Origin of the sequence: Marinobacter sp. UBA3604, from assembly GCF_002375325.1 — a bacterium.
GTDB lineage: Bacteria > Pseudomonadota > Gammaproteobacteria > Pseudomonadales > Oleiphilaceae > Marinobacter > Marinobacter salarius.
Genome location: NZ_DFMB01000043.1, coordinates 90,102 through 110,977 on the forward strand (window position 1 = coordinate 90,102; position 20,876 = coordinate 110,977).

A 20,876-nucleotide genomic window follows, 5' to 3' on the forward strand; every position below is an offset into this window, starting at 1 on the left:
TCGCTTTGGTGCATGTGCCGCATGAGGAGGGCTTCCCAGGATACGCTACGAGCACATCCATGTGCGCTTGAGTAAAGCCGTCCCTGGCTTTACACAATCCTGGGAAGCCCTCCTCACGCGACACTTCGGACTGCGTACCTGTCTAAGAAGACCTCAAATTTCCTGTGGTGCTCCTTTCTTCAACTCCTAAGTTTTTGGGCCAGTCTGGTGCTATTCCTTGCAGCCAGTGCATAAACCGACAATTGCGGATTCGCGCCAATGCTTGTTGGGAAGATCGAGGCGTCGTGGACGCTGAGGTTGGCCACGTGGTGGTGTTCGCCGAAGCCGTTGACGACGGATTCTTCCGGGTTGCGGCCCATGCCGCAGCCGCCCATTTGGTGGGCGGTGAACAGGCGGACGCGGTGGGGTTCCATGGCGAGGTTGTCGATGCCGGCTTTGGCGTCGGCCCAGGAAGAGTACCAGGGAGAGTCCAGATGCATCAGGCGGACTTTCTGGGCGCCGGCGGCGAACTGGATCTCGGCCATTTTGTAGAAAGCGTCTTTCAGGCCCTTCCAGAGGTAGTCGCTGACGGGGTAGTCCAGGATCGGGCTGCCGTCGTCGCGGAGGCTGACGGTGCCGCCGGTACTGTCGGGGTGGAAGCCGTCTCTCAGCAGGGCGATGACGGAGTTCAGCCGGGGCAGTTTCGACAGGTCGCGGACCTGTTGTTCGCCGTGGCCGGGAACCACGCCGGCGGACATGGCCGGGTGCAGGGGCGGTACTTCCAGTTTGAAGCCGGCGGGACCGTCGACGCCCTGTGAGAAGTTGAATTCGTCGGAATAGATCGACTGAGGGGCACCGTAATAAGGATCGACGGTGTCAGGCATTTCCGCGATGGTGGCATTGACCGGGTGCAGGAAGGTGCGCTTGCCAATGCGGTCGTGGGGGTCGGGAATGTCTGAACGCAGCAGCAGGCCAGGTGAGCCGATGGCGCTGGCGGCCACCACGAAATGCCGGGCTCGCAGTTCCACGGTGACGCCAGACGGGGTGACACCGTCCGCCGCCATGGCCGAGGCCTGAAGGTGACTGATTTTGTCCTGCTCCATCACCAGTTTGTCGGCCCGCAGGCCGTGGAACAGTCGGGCATTGTTGTCCAGGGCGCCGGGAATAGTGGTGGTCAGAGCCCCCTGTTTGGCGTTCGTGGGGCAGCCCACGCCGCAGTAACCCAGGTTCCAGCAGCCTTTGACGTTGCGTGGGATCACCTCCCAGGACCAGCCCAGCGCCTCGCAACCCTGGCGCAGGATGTCGTTGTTCACATTAGGCTCGGCCAGCCAGGGCTCAATGTTATGTCGTTGCTCGCGGCCGTCGAACCAGGGCTTCATGGCTGCCGGGGTCAGGTCGTCGAGCCCGAAACGGCTGGCCCAATGATTCAGCGTCGGTGCCGGTGTACGGAAGCTGGACGTCCAGTTCACCGTGGTAGAGCCGCCCACACACCGGCCCTGAAGAATGGCGATTGCTCCGTCTTTGGTGACCCGGCTCATGCCTTCCTGGTAGAGGGAGGCATAGGCGTCCAGCTCGTTCATTTTGAAGTCTTTCTGGTGATACAGACGGCCTTCTTCCACCAGAATCACCGACAGCCCGGCTTTCGCCAGAATCTCCGCCGTGGTGCCGCCCCCGGCGCCGGTGCCGATGATCACCACATCGGCTTCGTGGGTCTGGTTCTGTGTCAGGGTGGCGCCGTCGGTGACCTTCCAGCCAGCCTCAAGCCCACGGGCGATACGATCCGTTAACGACATAATAATGCTCCGGTTGGCTCAGGCGTTGTCTTTGAACTGGGGCAGGGCGTCCACGGCCCAGGCGGGTGGTCCGGGGTAGCCGGAGAGGTGCCAGTGGTCTTCGTGGCCATAGAACGCCACGTTACTGACCTTGGTCAGGGCGATGTAGCCGTTGTTGAACAGCCCAACACCACTGGTGCGCCAGCGCTCAAGGAAGGCATCCACGGACTGCGTGCTGGCGTTCTCCCAACTCGACCAGACCCGGGCAACCGTCACCCGTGTCAGCCCGAAGTTCAGCAGGTCAAACAGACCCCGCAACTCCTTCTGGTTGGCGGGTCCGAACTGGTGAATCCCGGCATCGATGCGCTCAATCGTCGCCTGAATCTGCTGGCGGCGAACCACGGGCTCCTCAGTCAGCCCGGGGCCCACCATGGCCGGCAGTAGAGCTTGAAACAGCACAATGTCGTCGCGGGTCAGGAACTGGAACTCGTAGCTCTGGTCCATCGCCCCCGGCATCGGATAGTCCCGCCCGGCGGGCGCGGTTGCACAGCCGGACAGGCCAGCGGTCACACTCACCGTGCCGAGGAACATGGCTCCACCAAGCCCGGTCCGGAGAAAACTCCGACGGTCCATCGCGGTATCGGAAAGGTCCGTTTGCACGGATCGAGAAAGGCTTTCAGGCATAACGACTCTCTTGTTCTTATTGTCTTTTGTTGGCCGGCGACTACCAGCACCCAAGTCACCGAATAAACAACTTGTATACCATCTTGTGAGCCGTCGTTCCGTGCGGCGCATACACAAACTTGCCACTGTTGAACTTCTGCTTACTGAAAATTGCCCGTTGATGAGAGAACGTCAGGAAACCTTCCTTGCCGTGGTAATGCCCCATCCCCGAATCACCGATACCACCAAATGGCAGGTCATCCTGGGCAACGTGCATCAGTGCATCGTTGATGCACATGCCACCGGAATGGGTCTGGTTGACCACATGCTCCTGCATCGACTTGTCGTAACCGAAGAAATACAGCGCCAGCGGGCGAGGACGGTCATTGATGTAATGGATCGCCTCATCCAGGTTGCCATAGCTGATGATCGGCAGAATCGGCCCGAAAATCTCATCCTGCATGATCTTCATATCCGGCGTGGTCTTCAGCGCCAGCGTAATCGGCATCTTGCGGGTGCCATCCTTCAGGTTCTCATTGGCCGGATTGATCTCAATCAGCTCGGCCCCTTTTTCCCGCGCATCGTCAAGATAGCCTTGCAGGCGGTCATATTGGCGCTCATTGATAATCGCCGTGTAATCCTCGTTATCCCGCAGGCTCGGATACATCGCCGCAAACTGATGGCGATACTCATCCACAAACGCCTGCACACGGTCTGCCGGGCACAACACATAATCCGGTGCCACACAGGTCTGGCCCGCATTCAGCGCCTTGCCGAAAGCGATACGCTGGGCGGCGTCTTCCATCGGAACATCCGGCGATACGACGGCAGGCGACTTGCCGCCCAGTTCCAGAGTCACCGGCGTGAGATTTTCCGCGGCTGCCCGCATCACCAGCTTGCCCACCGACGTGGAGCCGGTGAACAGAAGGTGATCGAAGGGCCGGCTGGAAAAGTCTGCGGCGACATCCGCTTCACCGTTAATCACACAGACCAGGTCCTCCGGAAACGCAGATTCGACAATCTCCTTGAACAAAGCAGAGGTGTGCGGCGTGAACTCCGACATCTTGATCATCGTACGGTTACCCGCAGCCAGTGAGGCCACCAGCGGCCCAACGGCCAGATACAGAGGGTAGTTCCAGGGCACGATGACGCCCACAACACCCTTAGGCTGGTAGTGAACGCGGTTGCTGGCGGGCTGGAACAACACGGACACATGCCGCTTGGAGGGCTTCATCCAGCCTTCCAGGTTTTTCAGGGTGTAGTTGATGCCCTGAATGGACGGCATCACTTCCGCAATCAGCGATTCGTCCTTCGAACGACAGCTGAAGTCCCGGTCGATGGCGTCCAGTAACCGATCCTGATTGGACAGCAGTACGCGCTTGAGGCGCTTCAGATTCTCCTGACGCTCGGTTAGCGACGGCATCGGGTTGTTGCGAAACGCCTTCTTCTGGTCCTCAAACACACGGTGGGTGTGCTGGATGTGCTTCTTGCTTTCAGTCAGCTGGACAACGGTGGCTACCATATCGCTCTCTCCTCGCGGCCCCGGCCTGCCGGGTCGCCGCCCTTATTGTTCGTGGAGCCTGCGACAGCTCCGGAATGCGGTGGTGAAAAAGTATTCAGTTTGCGCTTGGGGCTATTATTAGAGTATATACTCTAGGTAGTCAAGCTGGCCCTGATGGCTGATCGGGCCATCCACGGATCGCAGCGCCAAAGCACAGGCACCCACACAACAACACGCATTGCTGAGCCTATGAAAACCCGAGACAAGATTCTTCTTTCGAGCCTTGATCTGTTCAACGAAAGGGGAGAGCGCAACGTAACCACCAACCATATCGCCGCCCACCTCGCGATATCGCCGGGCAACCTGTATTACCACTTCCGTAACAAGTCCGACATCATTTACGAGATCTTTCTCGAGTATGAAAAGCTGGTGGATTTTTACCTGGATATCCCGGAGAACCGGCCCATTACTCTGGATGACCTGACCTTTTATCTCGAATCGGTGTTCGATGGCCTTTGGAGCTATCGGTTTTTTCACCGCGACCTGGAATACCTGCTCGACAGTGATCAACGCCTGCGCCAGGACTACCGCGAGTTCACCAACCGCTGTCTGGCGGCGATCAGCCGGATATTCGAGAAGCTGGCGGAGGCGGGAATTATCGAGCCTCAGCCTGAAGAGCTGCGTTCCGCGATGTCCCTGAACGTATGGTTGGTCATTACCAACTGGATGGCTTTCCTGAAAACCGCCCACGCCTCTGAGGCCTCTGCGAGCCTGACTCTGACCGAGCTGAAGCAGGGCATCTATCAGGTGCTGACCCTGGAAATTCCCTATCTGACGGCGGATTACCGGGAGCAGGTGATGACGTTGCGGGAGAAGTATCGTCCGCGTTTGCCGGATGCGGCTGACGCATCGGTTTCAGGGCAGGGCGAACCCATCTGGAATCATTGAGGAACTTTTGATCAATTGGCGTGTCAATAGTTACGACATCGGGGATTCGGACATTCTCGGTGTCTCCTGAGTGAGTTCTCAGGTTTTAGCACGTCGCAAACCCTGACGTTTCACCGGCCTGTCTTCTGGCAGGTCGGCTTTTTATGCCAGCCCTCCCCTCATAACCCCAAACCGACCTTCCATTGCATCCTTGTCAGAGCGTTTTAAATCCAATAGACTCGCAAATGTTACCGGTAACATATGCCGGCACAAAAACAATCAGGAGATACCAATATGTTCCCGACAAGACTCGCAGCTGGCCTTCTGTCAGCCACCCTGGCGTGCAATGCCCTTGCCGCCGATTTCAACTTCAAGTTCCAGTCTTCAGATCCTTCCGGCGTCAAGAACTTCGAGATCCAGCAGGCGTGGGCCGACCGGGTAGAAGCGATGACCGGTGGTCGTATCGAGATTGACCTGCTGCCGGTGGGTAGCGTTGTCAGCCACACCGAAACCCTCGGCGCCATGAAAATGGGCGTGTTGGATGGCCATATTTCCGTGACGGGGTATTTCTCGGGAAAGGATCCTGCATTCGGCCTGATCGGCAACACCGTTGGCGCTTGGTCCAGCCCGGACCAGCTCATTGATTACATCAACCATGGTGGCGGCTATGAGTTGATGAACGAGCTCTACAAGCCCTATGGCGTGAAATTTGTCGGCGGTGGCGGTACCGGCGTGGAGTCGTTTGTGTCGAAGAAACCGCTGGATGGCGTCGAGGATCTCAAGGGGCTGAAGATGCGCGCACCGGAAGGGCTGGTGCAGTCTGTCTTTGCCGCCGCGGGCGCATCCCCCGTGAACCTGCCGGGGTCTGAAGTCTACACGGCGTTGAGCAAGGGTGTGATTGATGCCGCGGACTACACCGTGTTCTCCACCAACCATGAGGCCGGTCTGAACGAGATTGCGCCGCACCCGGTCAACCCTGGTTTCCATTCGCTGCCATTGATTGAAATCGCGATGGACCTCAAGGAGTGGAACGAGCTGCCAGAGGACATTCAGGCCATCATGACGGTATCCGCCCGCGACTTTGCCCAGGATATCAGCACCCAGTTGGCGATGGCCGATCGTGAAGCTGTCAACGAAGCCCGGGCCAACCCGGACATTACCATCCACGACTGGTCCGCTGAGGAGCGTCGGAAGTTCCGCACCATCGCCCGTGACCAGTGGCAGGTCTACGCAGAGCAGTCGCCCAATGCCGAGAAGGTCTACCAGTCGGTGACTGAGTACCTGGAGTCCCAGGGCCTCCTCTAAAACAGGTTCCCTCGATATCAGCCTCCGGGCGCCCTATGGCCCCGGAGCGAGGAGTTCATTATGAAGGATGAAGACGTCGGGTTTACCCGGCTGGACAAGGCCATTGTCTGGCTTGGCAAGAGGCTGAGCCTGGTCTTTGCCGCCATTGTAGTGGTGTCGTTCTACGAGATTGTCCGCCGTTATGTGTTTGATTCCCCCACGCTCTGGGTGCACGAAACCGTGACCTTTGCCGGTGCCACACTGTTTGTTATTGGCGGGCTTTATGCCCTGGCTACCGATCGACACGTGCGTATTGTATTGATCTACGACGCCGTCTCTCACCGTGCCCAGCGTTGGTTGCGGGTTGTCCACCACCTGCTGGGACTTGCCTTCTGCGGCATGCTGCTGTTCGCCAGCTGGTCGATGGCGACCGAAGCCGTACTGGCGCCCTGGGGTGGCTGGCGACTGGAAACCTCCGGCTCCGCCTGGAACCCGCCGTTTCCCGCGCTGCTGAAGGTGGTCATCCTGGTTGCGGTGGCGGTCATGACGCTTCAGTTCCTGTTGCACCTTATGCGTGACCTTCGTGGCAAGGGAGATAAATGATGTTTGAACTGGCCTCCCTTGGTATCGGCTATGGCAGCCTGTTGATGCTTGTCATGCTGATTGTATTGCTCCTGACCGGTATGCAGTTGGCGTTTGCCACCGGTCTGGTCGCTCTTGTGTTCGCGCTCGGTTGGTTTGGCCCGGATGCCCTGCCCATTGTCAGCAGCCGTCTGTACAGCTTTATCGGCAACTATGTGTTCCTGGCGGTGCCGATGTTCGTGTTGATGGCCTCGCTGCTGGATCATTCCGGCATTGCCCGGGACCTGTTCGATGCCATGGCCCGCCTGGGTCGCAAACTCCGAGGTGGTGTGGCCATCCAGACGCTGGTGGTGGCGGTGATCCTCGCCTCCATGTCCGGTGTGATCGGTGGCGAGACGGTGTTGCTGGGCATCCTGGCGCTGCCGCAAATGCTGCGCCTGGGGTACGACCGCAAACTCGCCATTGGCACCACCTGTGCCGGTGGCGCACTCGGCACCATGCTACCTCCCAGTATTGTACTGATTATCTACGGGCTGACCGCCAACGTGTCCATCGGCGATCTGTTCAAAGGGGCTTTCTTGCCCGCATTGATACTGGCGCTGCTCTATATGGGGTATGTGTTGATCCGGGTTTGGCTGAAGCCGGAGATGGCGCCGCTGCCGTCGGACCAGGACACGCCCGAAACGCCGGCGCCGAACTTCTTCAAGGCGCTGCTGTTTCCCCTGCTCACAGTGGTTGTGGTATTGGGCAGCATCTATGGCGGTGTGGCGTCGGTCACGGAAGCCTCGGCCCTGGGCGTGATGGGTATTGCCATCAGCACCTGGATTCGTGGTGAGCTGTCCCTTGCCATGGTGCGCAAGGCCACCATCAGCACGCTGCGGGTGTGCGGCATGATTATCTGGATTGGTATCGGCGCAACCGCTCTGGTGGGCGTCTACAACCTCATGGGCGGTATCGATTTCGTCCGCGACATGGTTTTCGCCGTCAGCGGTGGCCATGGCCTGACGACGATCCTGTTCATGATGCTGATCCTGCTCATCCTGGGTATGTTCCTGGACTGGGTCGGCGTTGCCTTGCTCACCATGCCGATCTTTGTGCCGATTGTGACGGAACTGGGCTATAGCCCGATCTGGTTCGGGGTGGTGTTCTGCATGAACATGCAGGTGTCCTTCCTGTCACCGCCGTTTGGCCCGGCGGCCTTCTATCTCAAGACCGTGACGCCAAAAGACATCTCCCTGGGGGAGATCTTCCGTGCCCTGCTGCCGTTTATCGCGCTTCAGGTGGTCGCCCTTGGTCTGCTGATTGTGTTCCCTCAATTGGCGCTATGGTGGCAGTGACATGAGTGAAAGGATGACACCAAAGACACCAAAAATCGTGGTGATGGGCGTGTCCGGGTGTGGCAAAAGCCTCACCGGGGCCAGGCTTGCACAGGAACTCGGCGTTCCGTTTTTCGACGCGGACGATTACCACAGCCGTGCCAACGTGGAGAAAATGGCAGCCGGTATTCCGCTGACCGATGAGGATCGTCTCGGTTGGCTGGATGACCTTGCCGAGTTGATCCGGCGGGAGGAGGGTGGTCTGGTGCTGGCCTGTTCCGCCTTGAAGCGCGTCTACCGCGAGCGTTTGCAGGGGGGCAGCCCGGAAACCCGGTTCGTTTATCTCAAGGGGGATTTTGAAACCATCTGGGCGCGCCACTCCAGCCGAACCGATCATTACTTCAATGGTCACGCGATGCTGGAGAGCCAGTTCCATTTGCTGGAGGAGCCGGGGCCGGGTGAAAACGCGGTGGCCGTCGATGTCTCCGGTACGCCGGAGCAAGTGATCCGTCACTGCCTTGTCGGGCTCGGGTATGATAGGCCTCTTTGAACGTTCTGGCTGGAGCCGTAAATGGTAAAGAACAAACGTCCCACATTGCAGGACATTGCGGACCGGGTTGGTGCCACCAAGATGACGGTCAGCCGTTGCCTTCGTGGTGCAGACAATGTCTCCAAGCCTATGCGGGAGCGGATCTTTGCCGAAGCCGAAGCACTGGGGTATATCCCCAATCGCGCGCCGGACCTGTTGTCCAAGTCCACCAGCCACGCCATTGGTGTGTTGCTTCCGTCCCTGACCAACCAGGTCTTTGCGGATGTGATCAAGGGTGTGGAAGCGGTTACCGAGCCCGCCGGTTACCACCTGATGCTGTCTCACTACGGCTACAGCCCCGAGATTGAGGAGCGCAGTCTGTCATCGCTGCTGTCCTACAACGTGGACGGCGTGATTCTCTCCGAGAGTCAGCACACGGGCCGCACGCTGAGGATGCTTCAGACCGCTGGGGTGCCCACCGTGGAAATCATGGACACGCATTCGACCCCGTTCGAGCAGGCTGTCGGGTTTGATAACGTCAGCGCGGCTTATGACATGGTGCGGGAGATGATCCGGCTTGGACGCAGGCGCGTGGTCTATCTCGCCGTGCGGCTGGATGCCCGTACCTTGCAACGTCAGGAAGGGTACAGCCGGGCAATGGAAGAGCAGGGGCTGACGCCAGTCACCCTGCGCAGCGAGCAACGCTCGTCTTTTAGTGTGGGTGCCACCCTGATGGTGCGGATACTGGAGGAGAATCCGGACGTTGACGGCATCTTCTGCACCAACGATGACGTTGCGATTGGTGCGTTTTTCGAGTGTCAGCGCCGGGGTATTCCGGTGCCAGAGCGGATTGCGATCGCCGGTTTCCATGGTCACGACGTTGGCCGTGTGATGGTACCTCCCCTGGCGAGTGTGATCACACCACGAGAGGCCGTGGGCCAGAGGGCGGCCCAGGAGCTGCTGACCCGCCTGGGCGGTGCCGGCATCACCGAGCCGCGTATCGATCTGGGCTACCGGATAGAGCGTGGAGGCACGCTCTAGTTAGTCCTCGGTTTCCAGCCAGGCGGTCAGTGCCTCCCGGCACTCTTCGACTCCCCGTTTTGACGTTGCCGAGAACATAATCAGGTGCTCCACGCACTGGAACTCTTCCAACTTTTTGGCAATGCCCATCATGGCCGTTTTGGCCTGGCCAAATTTCAGCTTGTCGGCCTTGGTGGCAAGAATCATCAGTGGAAGGTTGTTATGTTCGCACCATTCCACCATCATTTGGTCGAAGTCCGTTAATGGGTGGCGTATATCCATGACCAGTACCAGCCCCCGCAGGCAGCGGCGATCATTCAGGTAGTGGCCCAGATGTTTCTGCCAGTCGTCTTTCATATCCCGGGACACTTTGGCGTAACCGTACCCGGGCAGATCGACCATCCGGCAGTTTTCCCGGTTGAGTGAGAAGAAATTGATCAGCCGGGTGCGCCCGGGGGTCTTACTGGTACGGGCCAGCTTGCCGTTGGTGGTGATGCAATTGATGGCGCTGGATTTGCCCGCGTTCGAGCGGCCGGCGAAGGCCACCTCGGAACCGTGGTCCGGAGGGCATTCCTCCAGGCGTGAGGCACTGATCAGGAACCGGGCGCTGTTGAACGAGAGGCTTTTTTGAGTCAGGTCTGATGACACGGGTGTTGGTATTCCTATTGGATTTCAGTTATCAGGGATTAATGTATAATGCTACACCAAATCCGGGCAGTACGCTGAGCGTTGCTGCTGAACAGCCCCGGTTTGTGCCTTCTTGGCCAGTGCCTGCCGGCTGCATAACGAAGAATACTTTTGGATGAGAGAAGCGGAGCGAGCATGAAAAAACTGATCGCAGGAGTTGTTCTCGGTGTTGGCCTCACAGCGATGGCTCACGGGGCGGGAGATCCTGAAGCAGGCGAAGCAAATGCAGCGGTGTGCGCCGGGTGTCATGGCCAGGGCGGTGCCAAGCCGGTCATGGCGGTTTACCCGAAACTGGCGGGCATTGGCGAAGAGTATCTGTACCAGCAATTGGTTGCGATCAAGGAAGGCAAGCGTGAAATTGCCGAAATGACGGGCCTTTTGAGTGACATGTCTGACCAGGATCTGCAGGATCTTGCGGCCTATTTCGACAGTCAGGACATTACCGTGGCCCAGGCCAACCCCGATCTGGTTGAAGAGGGTCAGATGCTCTACCGTGGTGGCAACATGGCTTCTGGTGTGCCGGCGTGTGCCGGATGCCACAACCCTCGAGGCATGGGGAATGGGCCTGCCGGCTACCCCAGGCTCAGTGGTCAGAGCGCTGAATACGTCGAAAAGCAGCTCAAGGCGTATCGAGACGGTGAGCGTGATGCTGGCCAGAACGCATCCATCATGATGGATGTCGCCGCCAAGTTGACCGACTCTGAGATCAAGGCCGTTTCGAGCTACGTGTCCGGTCTTCAGTAACCTCTGACACGCGCTACGACTGAAAAAACCCCGCTGATGCGGGGTTTTTTATGGGTTGCTTCTGTTTAATCCATGTCTGGTGGAACTTTTCGTGCCTGCTGGGTCATAATCCTTTCACATCATCCAATCAGATAACCGGAGACCATGAATGATCCGATTAATCCGGAACGCCGCACTATCCATCCTGGCCATGTCGTTTATTGCGCAGGCCAGCGCCGCCAACTGGGAAGAAGGGACGCACTATCAGGTGCTGGATACCCCGGTGAGAACCGCCAGTGAGAGTGGTATCGAGGTGGCTGAGGTCTTCTGGTATGGCTGCCCCCACTGCTACACCTTCAAGCCGCTGGTCGAAAGCTGGGCGGAGGATCTGCCTGAAGACGTCAACTACGTGAAAATTCCTGCGGCCCTCGGCCGCTCCTGGGAACCCCATGCCAAGGCCTTTTACGCGCTGGAAGCCATGGGAGAACTGGACAAGGTTCATGACGCCCTGTTCGATGCGCTTGCGGGAGAACGCCGCCCGCTGAATTCGGGTGAAGCTCTTGCTGATTTCGTGGCCGGGCACGGTGTCGACGGCGAAGAATTCCTCAAGAATTACAACAGCTTTGGTGTTAATGCCAAAATGCAGCAGGCTCAGGCCAAGATTCGGGGTGCGCGTGTTACCGGCACACCGACTATGCTTGTGAATGGCAAGTACAGGGTTACGGCTTCCATGGCGGGTAGCCATGAAGCGGCATTGGAGGTTGTCGATTACCTGATTGAGCAGGAGCGTGCTGGTCAGGCCGAGTAAACGCATGGGCCCGGTCCGCTGGCCGTGACCGGGCCTTGTCAGGAGTCTGAGCTGCCATCATGTACAACCGTATTCGCAAGCAGCTGAATGGTATCCTCAGGTCGACGAACGGCCCGCGCGGGGCTTGTTCTGGCGATGAGCACGTTCCCGAGTTTGAGGCGCATCGTCACATCCGGCTGCTGACCTTCAATATCCAGGTCGGCATCAACACCTCCTCCTACCGCCACTACTTCACCCGGAGTTGGCAGCACTTTCTGCCTCACCGCAACCGCATCCAGAACCTGGACCGTATCGCCACCCTGCTGAGTAACTACGATGTGGTCGCCCTGCAGGAGTGTGATGGTGGCAGTCTGCGCAGTGGTTACATCAATCAGGTTCAGTATCTGGCCGAGGCTTCAGGCATTCCTTACTGGTACCAGCAGCTCAATCGGAACCTTGGGCAGCTGGCTCAGCACAGCAATGGCCTGCTGAGTCGTTATCGTCCGCTGGATGTGAAGGAGCACCGGTTGCCCGGACTGATTCCGGGGCGGGGTGCCATTATCGCCCGTTACGGGGCAGAGGAAGACCCCCTTGTGTTGGTGATGATGCACCTCTCGCTCAGCAAAGCGGCTCAGCAGCGGCAACTGGCGTATATTCAGGAATTGATTTCCGAGTATCAGCATGTGGTTCTCATGGGGGATCTGAATAACCACGCAGAGCAGTTGTTGAGCAATACGCCGCTGAAGCATTCGAACCTGGTCCCGCTGCCCGAGACGGCCCACAGTTTTCCGAGTTGGCGACCGGAGAGGGCGCTGGATCACATACTGGTCAGCCCAAGCCTGGAGATACGACGGTCAGAGGTGGTCAGCTATCCGGTGTCGGATCATTTGCCGATCGCCATGGACATCAAGTTGCCCAAAGGGTATCTGGAAACATTTTAAGGCCAGGCACAAAAAAACCCGGCCATGGCCGGGTTTCTTGGGTAACGAAAATCTTACTTGATCTTCGCTTCCTTGTACGCAACATGCTTGCGGACAACCGGATCGTACTTTTTGATCTCGATTTTTTCCGGGGTGTTACGCTTGTTCTTCTTGGTCGTGTAGAAGTGACCAGTACCTGCTGATGAAACCAGCTTGATTTTCTCGCGCATGATGCGGCTCCTTAAAATTTCTCGCCGCGGGCACGAAGATCGGCCAGCACAGCGTCAATGCCTTTTTTGTCGATAACACGCATACCCTTGGTGGATACGCGCAGCTTTACGAAGCGCTTCTCTGATTCAACCCAGAAGCGATGGTTCTGCAGGTTGGGCAGAAAACGACGACGTGAGTGGTTCATCGCGTGAGAAACGTTGTTACCGGTGACCGGTCGCTTACCGGTAACCTGACAGACTCTGGACATACTTGCCTCCGACCTGAGCTTTGGTCCTGAAAATGCGTATTTAAATCGTTTAATCGGGTCTCTGGTTGCTACCTGCGCCTCAAAAAATGCACGCTGCTCGCCAGACGCCGCCAGAAAGGGACGCTTTTATACCAGAACTGCTTCCCCAACGCAAAAATTTGTTGGGAATTTGGCCAGTTTTCCGATGAAGCGCCAACAGGTTTACATCAGCCCCTTTACATCAGTCCCCGTTCTGCAAGTGATATTACCTCACCATGGCCGACAACCATATGGTCAAGAACCCTGATATCCACCAACCCCAGTGCCTCTTTCAATCTCCGGGTCAGTGAAATGTCCGACTGGCTGGGCTCTGCGACCCCTGACGGGTGGTTATGGGCGAATATAACCGCCGCTGCGTTAAACTCCAGGGCTTGCCGGACCACCTCCCTCGGGTAGACAGCTGCGCCGTCAATGGTCCCCCGGAACAACTCCTGATAGCGGATCACCCGATGCCGGTTATCCAGGAACAGGCCTGAGAAAACCTCGTGGGGGTAGGTGCCAAGGCGGCTGCACAGGAAACGACGGGTATCCTCCGGCGAGCGCAATGGGTCCCCCTGACGAAGTGGCTCGTCCATGACCCGTCGGGCCATTTCCATAGCCGCCTGGACCTGGGCGTACTTTGCAGTACCGAGCCCTTTGACGTCGCAGAATTGCCTGCGCGAAGCGGTCATCAATCCTCGCAGGCCACCGAAGGCTTCGGTGAGATGGCGGGCGAGCGCCATCACGGGCATGCCGGCAGTGCCGGTTCGCAAAAAAATGGCCAGCAGTTCCGCGTCCGACAGGCTGTTGGCGCCGTGGGCCAGCAGGCGTTCCCTCGGGCGTTCGTCGGTGGGCCAGTCTGAATGTGACATGGTGGAGTCCTTTCTACCGTTATTGCGCGCATCCTGCGCCTTGAATACCGGGGTGGTGGTCGCCCGGTGGACGGCTGGAATTCTAGCATGGCTGTGAGGCTGCCGGCAGCGCTCTGGCATGCTATCTTATAAGCCTTTCATTTCGTGATGAATACGGAGCCGTTGATGGCCGCTAAACGAATTCTGCTGGGCGTGACCGGTGGCATCGCTGCCTACAAGAGCGCAGAACTGGTTCGCCTGCTAAAAAAATCCGGTCACGAGGTACGGGTTGTGATGACCCGTGGTGCCGAGGCCTTCGTGACACCACTGACGTTTCAGGCGCTTAGCGGTGAGCCGGTCAGAACCTCTTTGCTGGATCCGGAAGCAGAGTCCGGAATGGGGCATATCGAACTGGCAAAATGGGCCGATCAGGTAGTGATTGCGCCCGCCTCCGCGGATTTCATAGCCCGCCTGGCCCAGGGCATGGCTGACGATCTTCTGACCACGCTTTGTTGTGCCACAGAGGCCCCCATTGCAGTGGCTCCGGCGATGAATCAAGCCATGTGGGGTAATCGCCGAACCCAGAGAAACATTGAGCTGCTGGCGGCGGATGCCCAGGTGACCCTCCTGGGGCCCGACCAGGGCGCGCAGGCCTGCGGTGATGTCGGGCCGGGCCGAATGCTGGAGCCCACTGTGTTGTTTGACCTGATTTCCGGTGCCACCAAAGGCCCGCTGGCGGGCCGGCGTGTGGTTATAACCGCGGGCCCTACGCGGGAGCCGATTGACCCGGTGCGCTATATCAGCAATTACAGCTCTGGCAAAATGGGGTATGCGTTGGCCTCAGCCGCAAGAATGGCCGGTGCGGACGTCGTCCTTGTCAGTGGTCCGGTGTCCATCGAAGCGCCGGCGGGTGTTGAGGTTCGCGGTGTGACAACCGCGCAGGACATGCTGGAGTGTGCCAGTGGCGCTGTGGATGAAGGCTGCGACCTGTTTATTGCGACGGCGGCGGTGGCGGATTATCGCCCCGACAGCTGTGCTGGCGACAAGATCAAGAAAACGGATGAAGGCATGAGCCTGTCGCTGGTGCGTAATCCCGATACCCTTGCTGCCATAGCTGCGCGTGCCGATGCGCCCTTTACCGTGGGTTTCGCGGCAGAAACCCGGGACGTTGAGCGCTATGCCCTCGACAAACTGACACGCAAAAAGCTGAATATGATTGTGGCCAATGACGTGTCTACGCCAGGGCTGGGTTTCAACAGTGACAATAATGCAGTGATTGCTTTCTGGGCCCAGGGCCAGGAGGCGATCGGGCCTGACACCAAGGTGGCCATCGCTCAGCGACTGATGGCACTGATTGGCGAACACCTCAAATCAAAGGCTGGCGCAGCCGGCGCTCTGTAACAAGGAAACTCAATGACCCGCAAAACCTTTCAGGTACGCATTCTGGATGACCGGATCGGTCGTTCAGTCCCTTTTCCCGAGTATGCGACGGATGGCTCTGCAGGGCTGGACCTGCGCGCCTGTCTGGACGCACCGCTCACACTGAAGCCGGGGCAGACCGAACTGATAAAGACCGGACTCTCGATTCACATCGCGGATACTTCGTTGGCAGCGATGATTCTTCCCCGCAGCGGTCTCGGCCACAAACATGGCATTGTGTTGGGCAATCTGGTGGGCCTGATCGATTCCGACTATCAGGGCGAGTTAATGGTTTCCTGCTGGAATCGGGGGCAAAGCGAGTTCACCATCGATGTGGGTGAGCGTATTGCGCAGCTGGTGCTGGTGCCAGTGGTACAGGCAGACTTCGAAGTGGTGTCTTCCTTTGACGCCAGCGTGCGAGGTGACGGCGGCTTTGGTTCCACGGGAACGCGATGAGGCGTCAGGCGCAGATCGCTGCTCAGGGTCTATACTTCCCTGATAATTGAAGAATTCGGGCGAATAACACCTGCAGGATGGACTATGAAGCTTGGTAAAAAGAAGAACTCTGAGGACGCTGCACCCGATGCCAAACCGGACGGGAAGCAGACAAAAAAACAGAGCAAGGAGAAAAAATCAGCCACCGGCCCACGGCATAAACGGCTGACGTCCGTTGCCGTTTCCCAGGCTGTCGTGGTGGTGCTTGCCGGCGTGGCTTCGGCAGCATTGCTGTATTTTCTGTTGGCGGTTCCGGCAGAGTCCCGTCGTTACGACAGTCAGGCTGCCCTGGAGGCAGACGCCGTGGCCGTGCGCGTCAATCAGCAGCTTGCCTTGCTGCAGTCCACGGTTGAGGGTGTCGCCGATCAGGATTATGTGCGCGCCGCCCTGAGAGGGGAGGCTTCTCTGAGTGCCGCCGCAGCAAATCTTGCCAAGGTGTTGCCGGATATTGAGGCCGTCTACCTTTTCCCCTACGGAGACATCCCCCGTACCTCCTCCGAACCCACACTGGGTTTTTCCGGCCTGGACCTTGCTCGTCGCGCCGAGACGGGGCAAAGGCTTTTCCCGGATGCGTTTCCGCGCAACGGCCAGTGGTATCTGCAGATGTCGACCCCGGTTCGCAACCCCCAGAGTCGAGCCGTCACTGGCAGTGTCCTGGTGGTGTTTGATGCTGCACGGCTGCAACCCCTGATGACCGGTGTTAACTCGGCATTGGGCGGAGAGTTTTCCCTGGTACAGTCGGTAAATGGTTCAACCCGCAACATTGTCAGCCGCGGTAGTGGCAATGGCCCGACGTACGAGCGGGATCTTGTCAACCCTGACTGGAAGCTCCGATACAAACCTGCCACTGCCCCCGCGCCGCTTTTCAGTGGCACGATGGCTATTGTGTTTGCGCTGGTTCCGGCCCTGGTCGCCGCAATCATTGTCTGGGTCTTGCTCGGCAATGCCCAGAAAGGGCTGCGACAGGACGTAACGGCTGTTATCCAGTGGGCCCATAAGGTCTTTGGTGGTGAGCGGGTGAAGCCACCGACGTTGAAGTGGGACATGGTGGCGTCGACGGCTGAAGTGCTGCACCGGCTCGCCCAGATGGTGGAAAAACGGGTTGCCAAGGCCGGTGAATCGGCGCGGCCGAAACCGGGCAGTCGGCAGCCATCCCCATCGACCGCCGATGAGCCGTTGTTCCAGGACAAGGATGTACTGGACATTGATATGCTTGATGGCGATGACGATGTGCTGGGCTTCGGCGGGTCCGATGGCCTTGACGATACGCCAGACGTCGAAGAGGTCAGCCTGCCTGAGGCCGAGGTCTCAGACACCATATTCCGGGCCTACGACATTCGTGGCATTGTTGGCGATACCCTGACGGCGGATATTGTCACCGTCATCGGCCGTGCCATCGGCAGTGAGGCTATTGAGCGGGGAGTGGACAGTCTGTGCATCGGGTACGATGGCCGGCATTCCAGCCCCGACCTGGCCGATGCGCTGGCGCGGGGCGTCATGGCCACTGGATGCAATGTCATCCATGTGGGGGCCGTGCCCACCCCGGTACTCTACTTTGCGACCCACGAGCTGGATAACGGTTCCGGTGTTATGGTGACCGGCAGCCACAACCCGGCCAACTATAACGGTCTGAAGATCATGCTGGGTGGCGAAACCCTGTCCGGCGAGGCAATCCAGAAACTGCTGCAGCGAATCCGTACGGGTGACTTTGCCAGTGGCCATGGTGCCCAGTCTTCAGAGGACGTGCGCCGCGCTTATCTGGATCGTATCGTGGGTGACATTGCGGTTGCGGCGCCCTTGAAGGTGGTGCTGGATGCTGGAAATGGCATCGCCGGAGAGCTTGCACCGCTACTGATCGAAGAGTTGGGCTGCGAAGTGATACTGCTCTACTGTGAGGTGGATGGTAATTTCCCCAATCATCACCCCGATCCTGGCAAGCCGGAAAATCTGGCGGACCTTATCGAGCGCGTGAAGGCCGAAGGCGCCGATATCGGCCTGGCTTTCGATGGCGACGGCGACCGCCTGGGCGTTGTGACCAACACCGGGAAGATCATCTGGCCGGACCGCCTGCTGATGCTTTTTGCCCGGGATGTGGTGTCGCGCAACCCCGGTGCCGATGTTCTGTACGACGTAAAGTGCAGCCGTCGCCTTGCGGGTGTGATCTCCGAGGCTGGTGGCCGGCCAATCATGTGGAAAACCGGTCACTCGTTGATGAAGGCCAAGATGAAGGAATCCGGTGCCTTGCTGGCGGGTGAAATGAGCGGGCATATTTTCTTCGGCGAACGCTGGATGGGCTTTGATGACGGCTTGTACTCCGCTGCCAGATTGCTGGAAATCCTTGGCATCGAAGACCGGCACTGCGATGAGGTCTTTGAGGATTTCCCCGAAGATATCAGCACCCCGGAGCTGAACGTGGAGGTCTCCGACGAGACCAAGTTCCCATTGATGGAAAAGCTGGGCCGCGAAGGGGACTTCGGTGACGGAAACATCAGCACCATTGACGGTATCCGCGTTGAATTTACCGATGGCTGGGGCCTGTGCCGTGCTTCCAACACCACACCGGTGTTGGTACTCCGCTTCGAGGCTGAAACCGAAGAGGCGCTCGAGCGTATCAAGGCGGTGTTCCGTGAGCAGCTTCAAAAGGCGGCTCCGGACCTTGTCGCGGATTTCTGACAGCTCTGAAATAATGAACCGACTTTTCTGACTAACAAGGCAAGATGAATGGCTCTGGATCGTGAAACAGCAATGCAGGTGGCGGCCGTACTGAGTAAGGGGCTGCCCTATATCCAGCGGTTTACCGGAAAAACGGTAGTGATCAAGTACGGCGGCAACGCCATGGAAAATGAGGAGCTGAAAAGCAGCTTCGCCCGTGATGTCGTTCTGATGAAGCTGGTGGGTATCAACCCCATTGTGGTCCACGGTGGCGGCCCCCAGATCGGTGAGTTGCTCGAGCGCCTCAACATCAAATCCAATTTTGTGAACGGTATGCGCGTTACCGATAGCCAGACCATGGACGTGGTGGAAATGGTGCTGGGCGGCCAGGTTAACAAGCAGATTGTCTCGCTGATCAACTCCCATGGCGGTACAGCAGTTGGCCTGACCGGAAAGGACGCCAATCTGATCCGCGCCCGCAAGCTGGAAGTCATGAACCGTTCCGCGGAGCTGCAGCGTCCGGAAATCATTGATATCGGTCACGTGGGCGAAGTTGCCAGCGTGAACGTGGAAGTGATCGACATGCTCACCCGTAGCAATGTTATTCCGGTGATCGCTCCGATTGGTGTTGGTCCCGATGGTGCGTCCTACAACATCAACGCCGATCTGGTAGCGGGCAAGGTGGCGGAAGCCATGAAGGCAGAAAAGCTGATCCTGCTAACCAATGTGTCCGGCCTCAAGAGCAAGGAAGACAAAGTGCTGACCGGATTGACCGCAAAACAGGTCAACGAGCTGATAGACGATGGCACCATCCACGGCGGTATGCTGCCCAAGATCCGCTGCGCCCTGAGCGCTGTGGAGAATGGTGTTCGAACCTCCCACATCATTGATGGCCGCGTAGCCCATGCAACGCTGCTGGAAATCTTCACGGATGAAGGTGTCGGCACCCTGATCTCCCGTAACTGACCAATGCCGCCTGTTGCCTCGCAATGCGAGGTAACATCCTGGCGTCACGCCCCAAGAGGACCACATCATGAAGCGCCTGCTGACCTTTCTGGTTATCCTGGCCCTGATAGGCTACCTGTCGTTCAAAGGGGCGGTCTGGTGGCTGGCTGACCAGCGGCTGGCCGATGCCCAGCAGGCGATTGAGGAACTGGGCGTTATTGATCGGGGTAATATTCGCTCGGACCTCGTCGGCCGACTGGTGCTGGGTGATGGCAGCTACCAGGATTTCCGGCTTACCCGCCCGGTGGCGTTCGACCGGTTGATGTTCAATGCAGGCTCTCCGGTCGCCCTCGTGCGTGCGCTCCTGGACCCTGCGGACCTGCCCCCGCATTGGTCATTGGTGGCGGAGAACCTGAGCCTGGGTCTCGACACCAACATGTTCCGTAACTGGGTGACGGCAGCAGGCGACGCAACCCCGGCGTTGTTCTCACCGGTCTGCGGTCCTGATCATCGCCAGCAGTTGGGTAGCGGTGATCTGATGCGTCTTGGTGTCGATGGTGTGTCCGGGGAGGCTATGGTCATTCAGAGTGGCGATGGTCTCTACGCGGAGCTGACGACCGCCAACGCCGGCAGCGTGGAATTGGACTGGCCCGGCGCTCGCCTGAATCCCCTGTCATTGCCGGCCCTGCCGGAATCCACGCAGTCGCCGGTTACTGTGACATTGCGGGATGGTGGCCTGATGCGTCGTGTTGCGGCCTACTGTGCCAGGGAATCGGGTGTGGAAACCGGGGAATGGGCCGGTATCGTCATGGCAGCGTTTCGCGACTCGCTGGCGGCTCGTGGCTTTGGCGCCAGTGACCAGTTGCTGGCCCTCTACCGACAGTGGCTGACAGAAGGCGGAGAACTGACCCTGGAATTGAATCCTTCGGCACCGGTATGGGGCGTGCCTGTTCGCAGCGATGAATCCGCAGACGCCAGCCTGGCCGTCCACTACAACCGTTCGGTGGTGCCCGATGTCTATCTTGAGCGCGTCGAACCCGCGGTGCCGGATGTGCCTCAGGAAGTGCTTGAACCGGTAGTGCCGGGAGAGGGTGCCCCGGTCGTCGATGGCTGGAACCTGGCCGACACGGAGAATGCTGAAACCTGGGTCGGGCGCACGGTGAGAGTTACGCTGGACAATGGTAATGTTGTGGAAGGCCGCCTGGTCAGCGTGGGTGACGAACGACTGGAAGTCGCACGGCTGATCGATGGCGGGGAAGTGGCGTATCCGATCGCCATCAGACTGATTGCAACGTTTGAGGTCTGGCGCCAAGGCCAGGCCCGCTAGC

The 20,876-nt window shown here is 58.7% G+C and carries 21 protein-coding genes; 14 read left to right on the forward strand and 7 right to left on the reverse strand.

Annotated features, from left to right (window positions below):
* Positions 1 to 179: 179 nt before the first annotated feature.
* Genes B2590_RS13660 through B2590_RS13670 form a run of 3 tightly spaced genes read right to left on the reverse strand, consistent with a single transcriptional unit; the run spans position 180 to position 3,936 of the window.
* Entirely contained in the window at positions 180 to 1,772 is a 1,593-nt protein-coding gene (locus tag B2590_RS13660; RefSeq protein WP_286811380.1) for a GMC family oxidoreductase, read from the reverse strand.
* An 18-nt stretch (positions 1,773 to 1,790) separates the two neighbouring features.
* On the reverse strand, positions 1,791 to 2,435 hold the full coding sequence (locus tag B2590_RS13665) for a hypothetical protein (RefSeq protein WP_228210045.1): 645 nt from the start codon (positions 2,433 to 2,435) through the stop codon (positions 1,791 to 1,793).
* 55 nt (positions 2,436 to 2,490) lie between these two features.
* Positions 2,491 to 3,936, reverse strand: a complete 1,446-nt coding sequence (locus B2590_RS13670; protein WP_036210839.1) for a coniferyl aldehyde dehydrogenase — start codon at positions 3,934 to 3,936, stop codon at positions 2,491 to 2,493.
* Positions 3,937 to 4,164: 228 nt separating this feature from the next.
* Between B2590_RS13670 and B2590_RS13675 the strand changes: the two genes are divergently transcribed.
* The 6 genes from B2590_RS13675 (at position 4,165) to B2590_RS13700 (ending at position 9,594) form a co-directional block, all read left to right on the forward strand.
* Entirely contained in the window at positions 4,165 to 4,863 is a 699-nt protein-coding gene (locus B2590_RS13675) for a TetR/AcrR family transcriptional regulator (RefSeq protein ID WP_075194209.1), read from the forward strand.
* 273 nt (positions 4,864 to 5,136) lie between these two features.
* Complete coding sequence (locus B2590_RS13680) at positions 5,137 to 6,147, forward strand: TRAP transporter substrate-binding protein (protein ID WP_127401918.1); 1,011 nt, start codon at positions 5,137 to 5,139, stop codon at positions 6,145 to 6,147.
* Between the two features lie 60 nt (positions 6,148 to 6,207).
* Positions 6,208 to 6,729 (forward strand): TRAP transporter small permease subunit, encoded by a 522-nt coding sequence (locus tag B2590_RS13685; protein ID WP_127401917.1) that lies wholly within the window; start codon positions 6,208 to 6,210, stop codon positions 6,727 to 6,729.
* Positions 6,729 to 8,045 carry a TRAP transporter large permease gene (locus B2590_RS13690; protein WP_127402427.1) on the forward strand — a complete coding sequence of 439 codons (1,317 nt, stop codon included), beginning with the start codon at positions 6,729 to 6,731 and terminating at the stop codon, positions 8,043 to 8,045. Before B2590_RS13685 ends, B2590_RS13690 begins: the two co-directional genes overlap by 1 nt.
* A 1-nt stretch (position 8,046) precedes the next feature.
* On the forward strand, positions 8,047 to 8,574 hold the full coding sequence (locus B2590_RS13695) for a gluconokinase (protein ID WP_228712264.1): 528 nt from the start codon (positions 8,047 to 8,049) through the stop codon (positions 8,572 to 8,574).
* A gap of 21 nt (positions 8,575 to 8,595) precedes the next feature.
* Complete coding sequence (locus B2590_RS13700) at positions 8,596 to 9,594, forward strand: substrate-binding domain-containing protein (protein ID WP_127401916.1); 999 nt, start codon at positions 8,596 to 8,598, stop codon at positions 9,592 to 9,594.
* On the opposite strand, the gene yihA is transcribed toward B2590_RS13700, so the two are convergent.
* A complete protein-coding gene (yihA, locus tag B2590_RS13705; RefSeq protein ID WP_036210853.1) occupies positions 9,595 to 10,221 on the reverse strand; it encodes a ribosome biogenesis GTP-binding protein YihA/YsxC in 627 nt (208 codons plus the stop codon).
* Positions 10,222 to 10,395: 174 nt separating this feature from the next.
* Here yihA and B2590_RS13710 point away from each other — a divergent pair, with 174 nt between their 5' ends.
* The 3 genes from B2590_RS13710 (at position 10,396) to B2590_RS13720 (ending at position 12,711) form a co-directional block, all read left to right on the forward strand.
* Positions 10,396 to 11,004 carry a c-type cytochrome gene (locus B2590_RS13710; protein ID WP_036210856.1) on the forward strand — a complete coding sequence of 203 codons (609 nt, stop codon included), beginning with the start codon at positions 10,396 to 10,398 and terminating at the stop codon, positions 11,002 to 11,004.
* A gap of 148 nt (positions 11,005 to 11,152) precedes the next feature.
* Positions 11,153 to 11,791, forward strand: a complete 639-nt coding sequence (locus B2590_RS13715; protein ID WP_036210859.1) for a thiol:disulfide interchange protein DsbA/DsbL — start codon at positions 11,153 to 11,155, stop codon at positions 11,789 to 11,791.
* A gap of 59 nt (positions 11,792 to 11,850) precedes the next feature.
* Positions 11,851 to 12,711, forward strand: a complete 861-nt coding sequence (locus tag B2590_RS13720; RefSeq protein ID WP_036210862.1) for an endonuclease/exonuclease/phosphatase family protein — start codon at positions 11,851 to 11,853, stop codon at positions 12,709 to 12,711.
* 53 nt (positions 12,712 to 12,764) lie between these two features.
* On the opposite strand, the gene rpmG is transcribed toward B2590_RS13720, so the two are convergent.
* The 3 genes from rpmG to radC all read right to left on the reverse strand — a co-directional run bounded on the left by rpmG (position 12,765) and on the right by radC (position 14,058).
* On the reverse strand, positions 12,765 to 12,920 hold the full coding sequence (gene rpmG / locus B2590_RS13725) for a 50S ribosomal protein L33 (protein ID WP_008173465.1): 156 nt from the start codon (positions 12,918 to 12,920) through the stop codon (positions 12,765 to 12,767).
* Positions 12,921 to 12,931: 11 nt separating this feature from the next.
* Complete coding sequence (rpmB, locus tag B2590_RS13730) at positions 12,932 to 13,168, reverse strand: 50S ribosomal protein L28 (protein ID WP_027829915.1); 237 nt, start codon at positions 13,166 to 13,168, stop codon at positions 12,932 to 12,934.
* Between the two features lie 215 nt (positions 13,169 to 13,383).
* Positions 13,384 to 14,058: a RadC family protein gene (radC, locus tag B2590_RS13735; protein ID WP_127401915.1), complete on the reverse strand. Its 675-nt coding sequence runs from the start codon at positions 14,056 to 14,058 to the stop codon at positions 13,384 to 13,386.
* A gap of 165 nt (positions 14,059 to 14,223) precedes the next feature.
* Here radC and coaBC point away from each other — a divergent pair, with 165 nt between their 5' ends.
* The 5 genes from coaBC (at position 14,224) to B2590_RS13760 (ending at position 20,875) form a co-directional block, all read left to right on the forward strand.
* Positions 14,224 to 15,438, forward strand: coding sequence for a bifunctional phosphopantothenoylcysteine decarboxylase/phosphopantothenate--cysteine ligase CoaBC (gene coaBC / locus B2590_RS13740; protein WP_036210869.1), 1,215 nt, complete (start codon positions 14,224 to 14,226; stop codon positions 15,436 to 15,438).
* Positions 15,439 to 15,450: 12 nt separating this feature from the next.
* Complete coding sequence (dut, locus tag B2590_RS13745) at positions 15,451 to 15,912, forward strand: dUTP diphosphatase (RefSeq protein ID WP_007153743.1); 462 nt, start codon at positions 15,451 to 15,453, stop codon at positions 15,910 to 15,912.
* Between the two features lie 84 nt (positions 15,913 to 15,996).
* Positions 15,997 to 18,624, forward strand: coding sequence for a phosphomannomutase/phosphoglucomutase (locus tag B2590_RS13750; RefSeq protein WP_127401914.1), 2,628 nt, complete (start codon positions 15,997 to 15,999; stop codon positions 18,622 to 18,624).
* 48 nt (positions 18,625 to 18,672) lie between these two features.
* On the forward strand, positions 18,673 to 19,569 hold the full coding sequence (gene argB, locus B2590_RS13755) for an acetylglutamate kinase (RefSeq protein ID WP_007153745.1): 897 nt from the start codon (positions 18,673 to 18,675) through the stop codon (positions 19,567 to 19,569).
* A gap of 67 nt (positions 19,570 to 19,636) precedes the next feature.
* Entirely contained in the window at positions 19,637 to 20,875 is a 1,239-nt protein-coding gene (locus tag B2590_RS13760) for an acetylornithine deacetylase (protein WP_036210872.1), read from the forward strand.
* Position 20,876: the final 1 nt, after the last annotated feature.

Excerpts from the sequence above, each read along its gene's own strand:
- B2590_RS13750 (WP_127401914.1), top strand. The coding sequence starts at position 15,997 with ATGAAGCTTGGTAAAAAGAAGAACTCTGAGGACGCTGCACCCGATGCC.
- argB (WP_007153745.1), top strand. The coding sequence starts at position 18,673 with ATGGCTCTGGATCGTGAAACAGCAATGCAGGTGGCGGCCGTACTGAGT.
- B2590_RS13675 (WP_075194209.1), top strand. The coding sequence starts at position 4,165 with ATGAAAACCCGAGACAAGATTCTTCTTTCGAGCCTTGATCTGTTCAAC.
- coaBC (WP_036210869.1), top strand. The coding sequence starts at position 14,224 with ATGGCCGCTAAACGAATTCTGCTGGGCGTGACCGGTGGCATCGCTGCC.
- B2590_RS13665 (WP_228210045.1), bottom strand. The coding sequence starts at position 2,435 with ATGCCTGAAAGCCTTTCTCGATCCGTGCAAACGGACCTTTCCGATACC.
- radC (WP_127401915.1), bottom strand. The coding sequence starts at position 14,058 with ATGTCACATTCAGACTGGCCCACCGACGAACGCCCGAGGGAACGCCTG.
- dut (WP_007153743.1), top strand. The coding sequence starts at position 15,451 with ATGACCCGCAAAACCTTTCAGGTACGCATTCTGGATGACCGGATCGGT.
- B2590_RS13720 (WP_036210862.1), top strand. The coding sequence starts at position 11,851 with ATGTACAACCGTATTCGCAAGCAGCTGAATGGTATCCTCAGGTCGACG.
- B2590_RS13715 (WP_036210859.1), top strand. The coding sequence starts at position 11,153 with ATGATCCGATTAATCCGGAACGCCGCACTATCCATCCTGGCCATGTCG.
- B2590_RS13685 (WP_127401917.1), top strand. The coding sequence starts at position 6,208 with ATGAAGGATGAAGACGTCGGGTTTACCCGGCTGGACAAGGCCATTGTC.
- B2590_RS13670 (WP_036210839.1), bottom strand. The coding sequence starts at position 3,936 with ATGGTAGCCACCGTTGTCCAGCTGACTGAAAGCAAGAAGCACATCCAG.
- B2590_RS13695 (WP_228712264.1), top strand. The coding sequence starts at position 8,047 with ATGAGTGAAAGGATGACACCAAAGACACCAAAAATCGTGGTGATGGGC.
- B2590_RS13760 (WP_036210872.1), top strand. The coding sequence starts at position 19,637 with ATGAAGCGCCTGCTGACCTTTCTGGTTATCCTGGCCCTGATAGGCTAC.
- B2590_RS13660 (WP_286811380.1), bottom strand. The coding sequence starts at position 1,772 with ATGTCGTTAACGGATCGTATCGCCCGTGGGCTTGAGGCTGGCTGGAAG.
- B2590_RS13680 (WP_127401918.1), top strand. The coding sequence starts at position 5,137 with ATGTTCCCGACAAGACTCGCAGCTGGCCTTCTGTCAGCCACCCTGGCG.
- B2590_RS13710 (WP_036210856.1), top strand. The coding sequence starts at position 10,396 with ATGAAAAAACTGATCGCAGGAGTTGTTCTCGGTGTTGGCCTCACAGCG.
- B2590_RS13690 (WP_127402427.1), top strand. The coding sequence starts at position 6,729 with ATGTTTGAACTGGCCTCCCTTGGTATCGGCTATGGCAGCCTGTTGATG.
- B2590_RS13700 (WP_127401916.1), top strand. The coding sequence starts at position 8,596 with ATGGTAAAGAACAAACGTCCCACATTGCAGGACATTGCGGACCGGGTT.
- rpmG (WP_008173465.1), bottom strand. The coding sequence starts at position 12,920 with ATGCGCGAGAAAATCAAGCTGGTTTCATCAGCAGGTACTGGTCACTTC.
- rpmB (WP_027829915.1), bottom strand. The coding sequence starts at position 13,168 with ATGTCCAGAGTCTGTCAGGTTACCGGTAAGCGACCGGTCACCGGTAAC.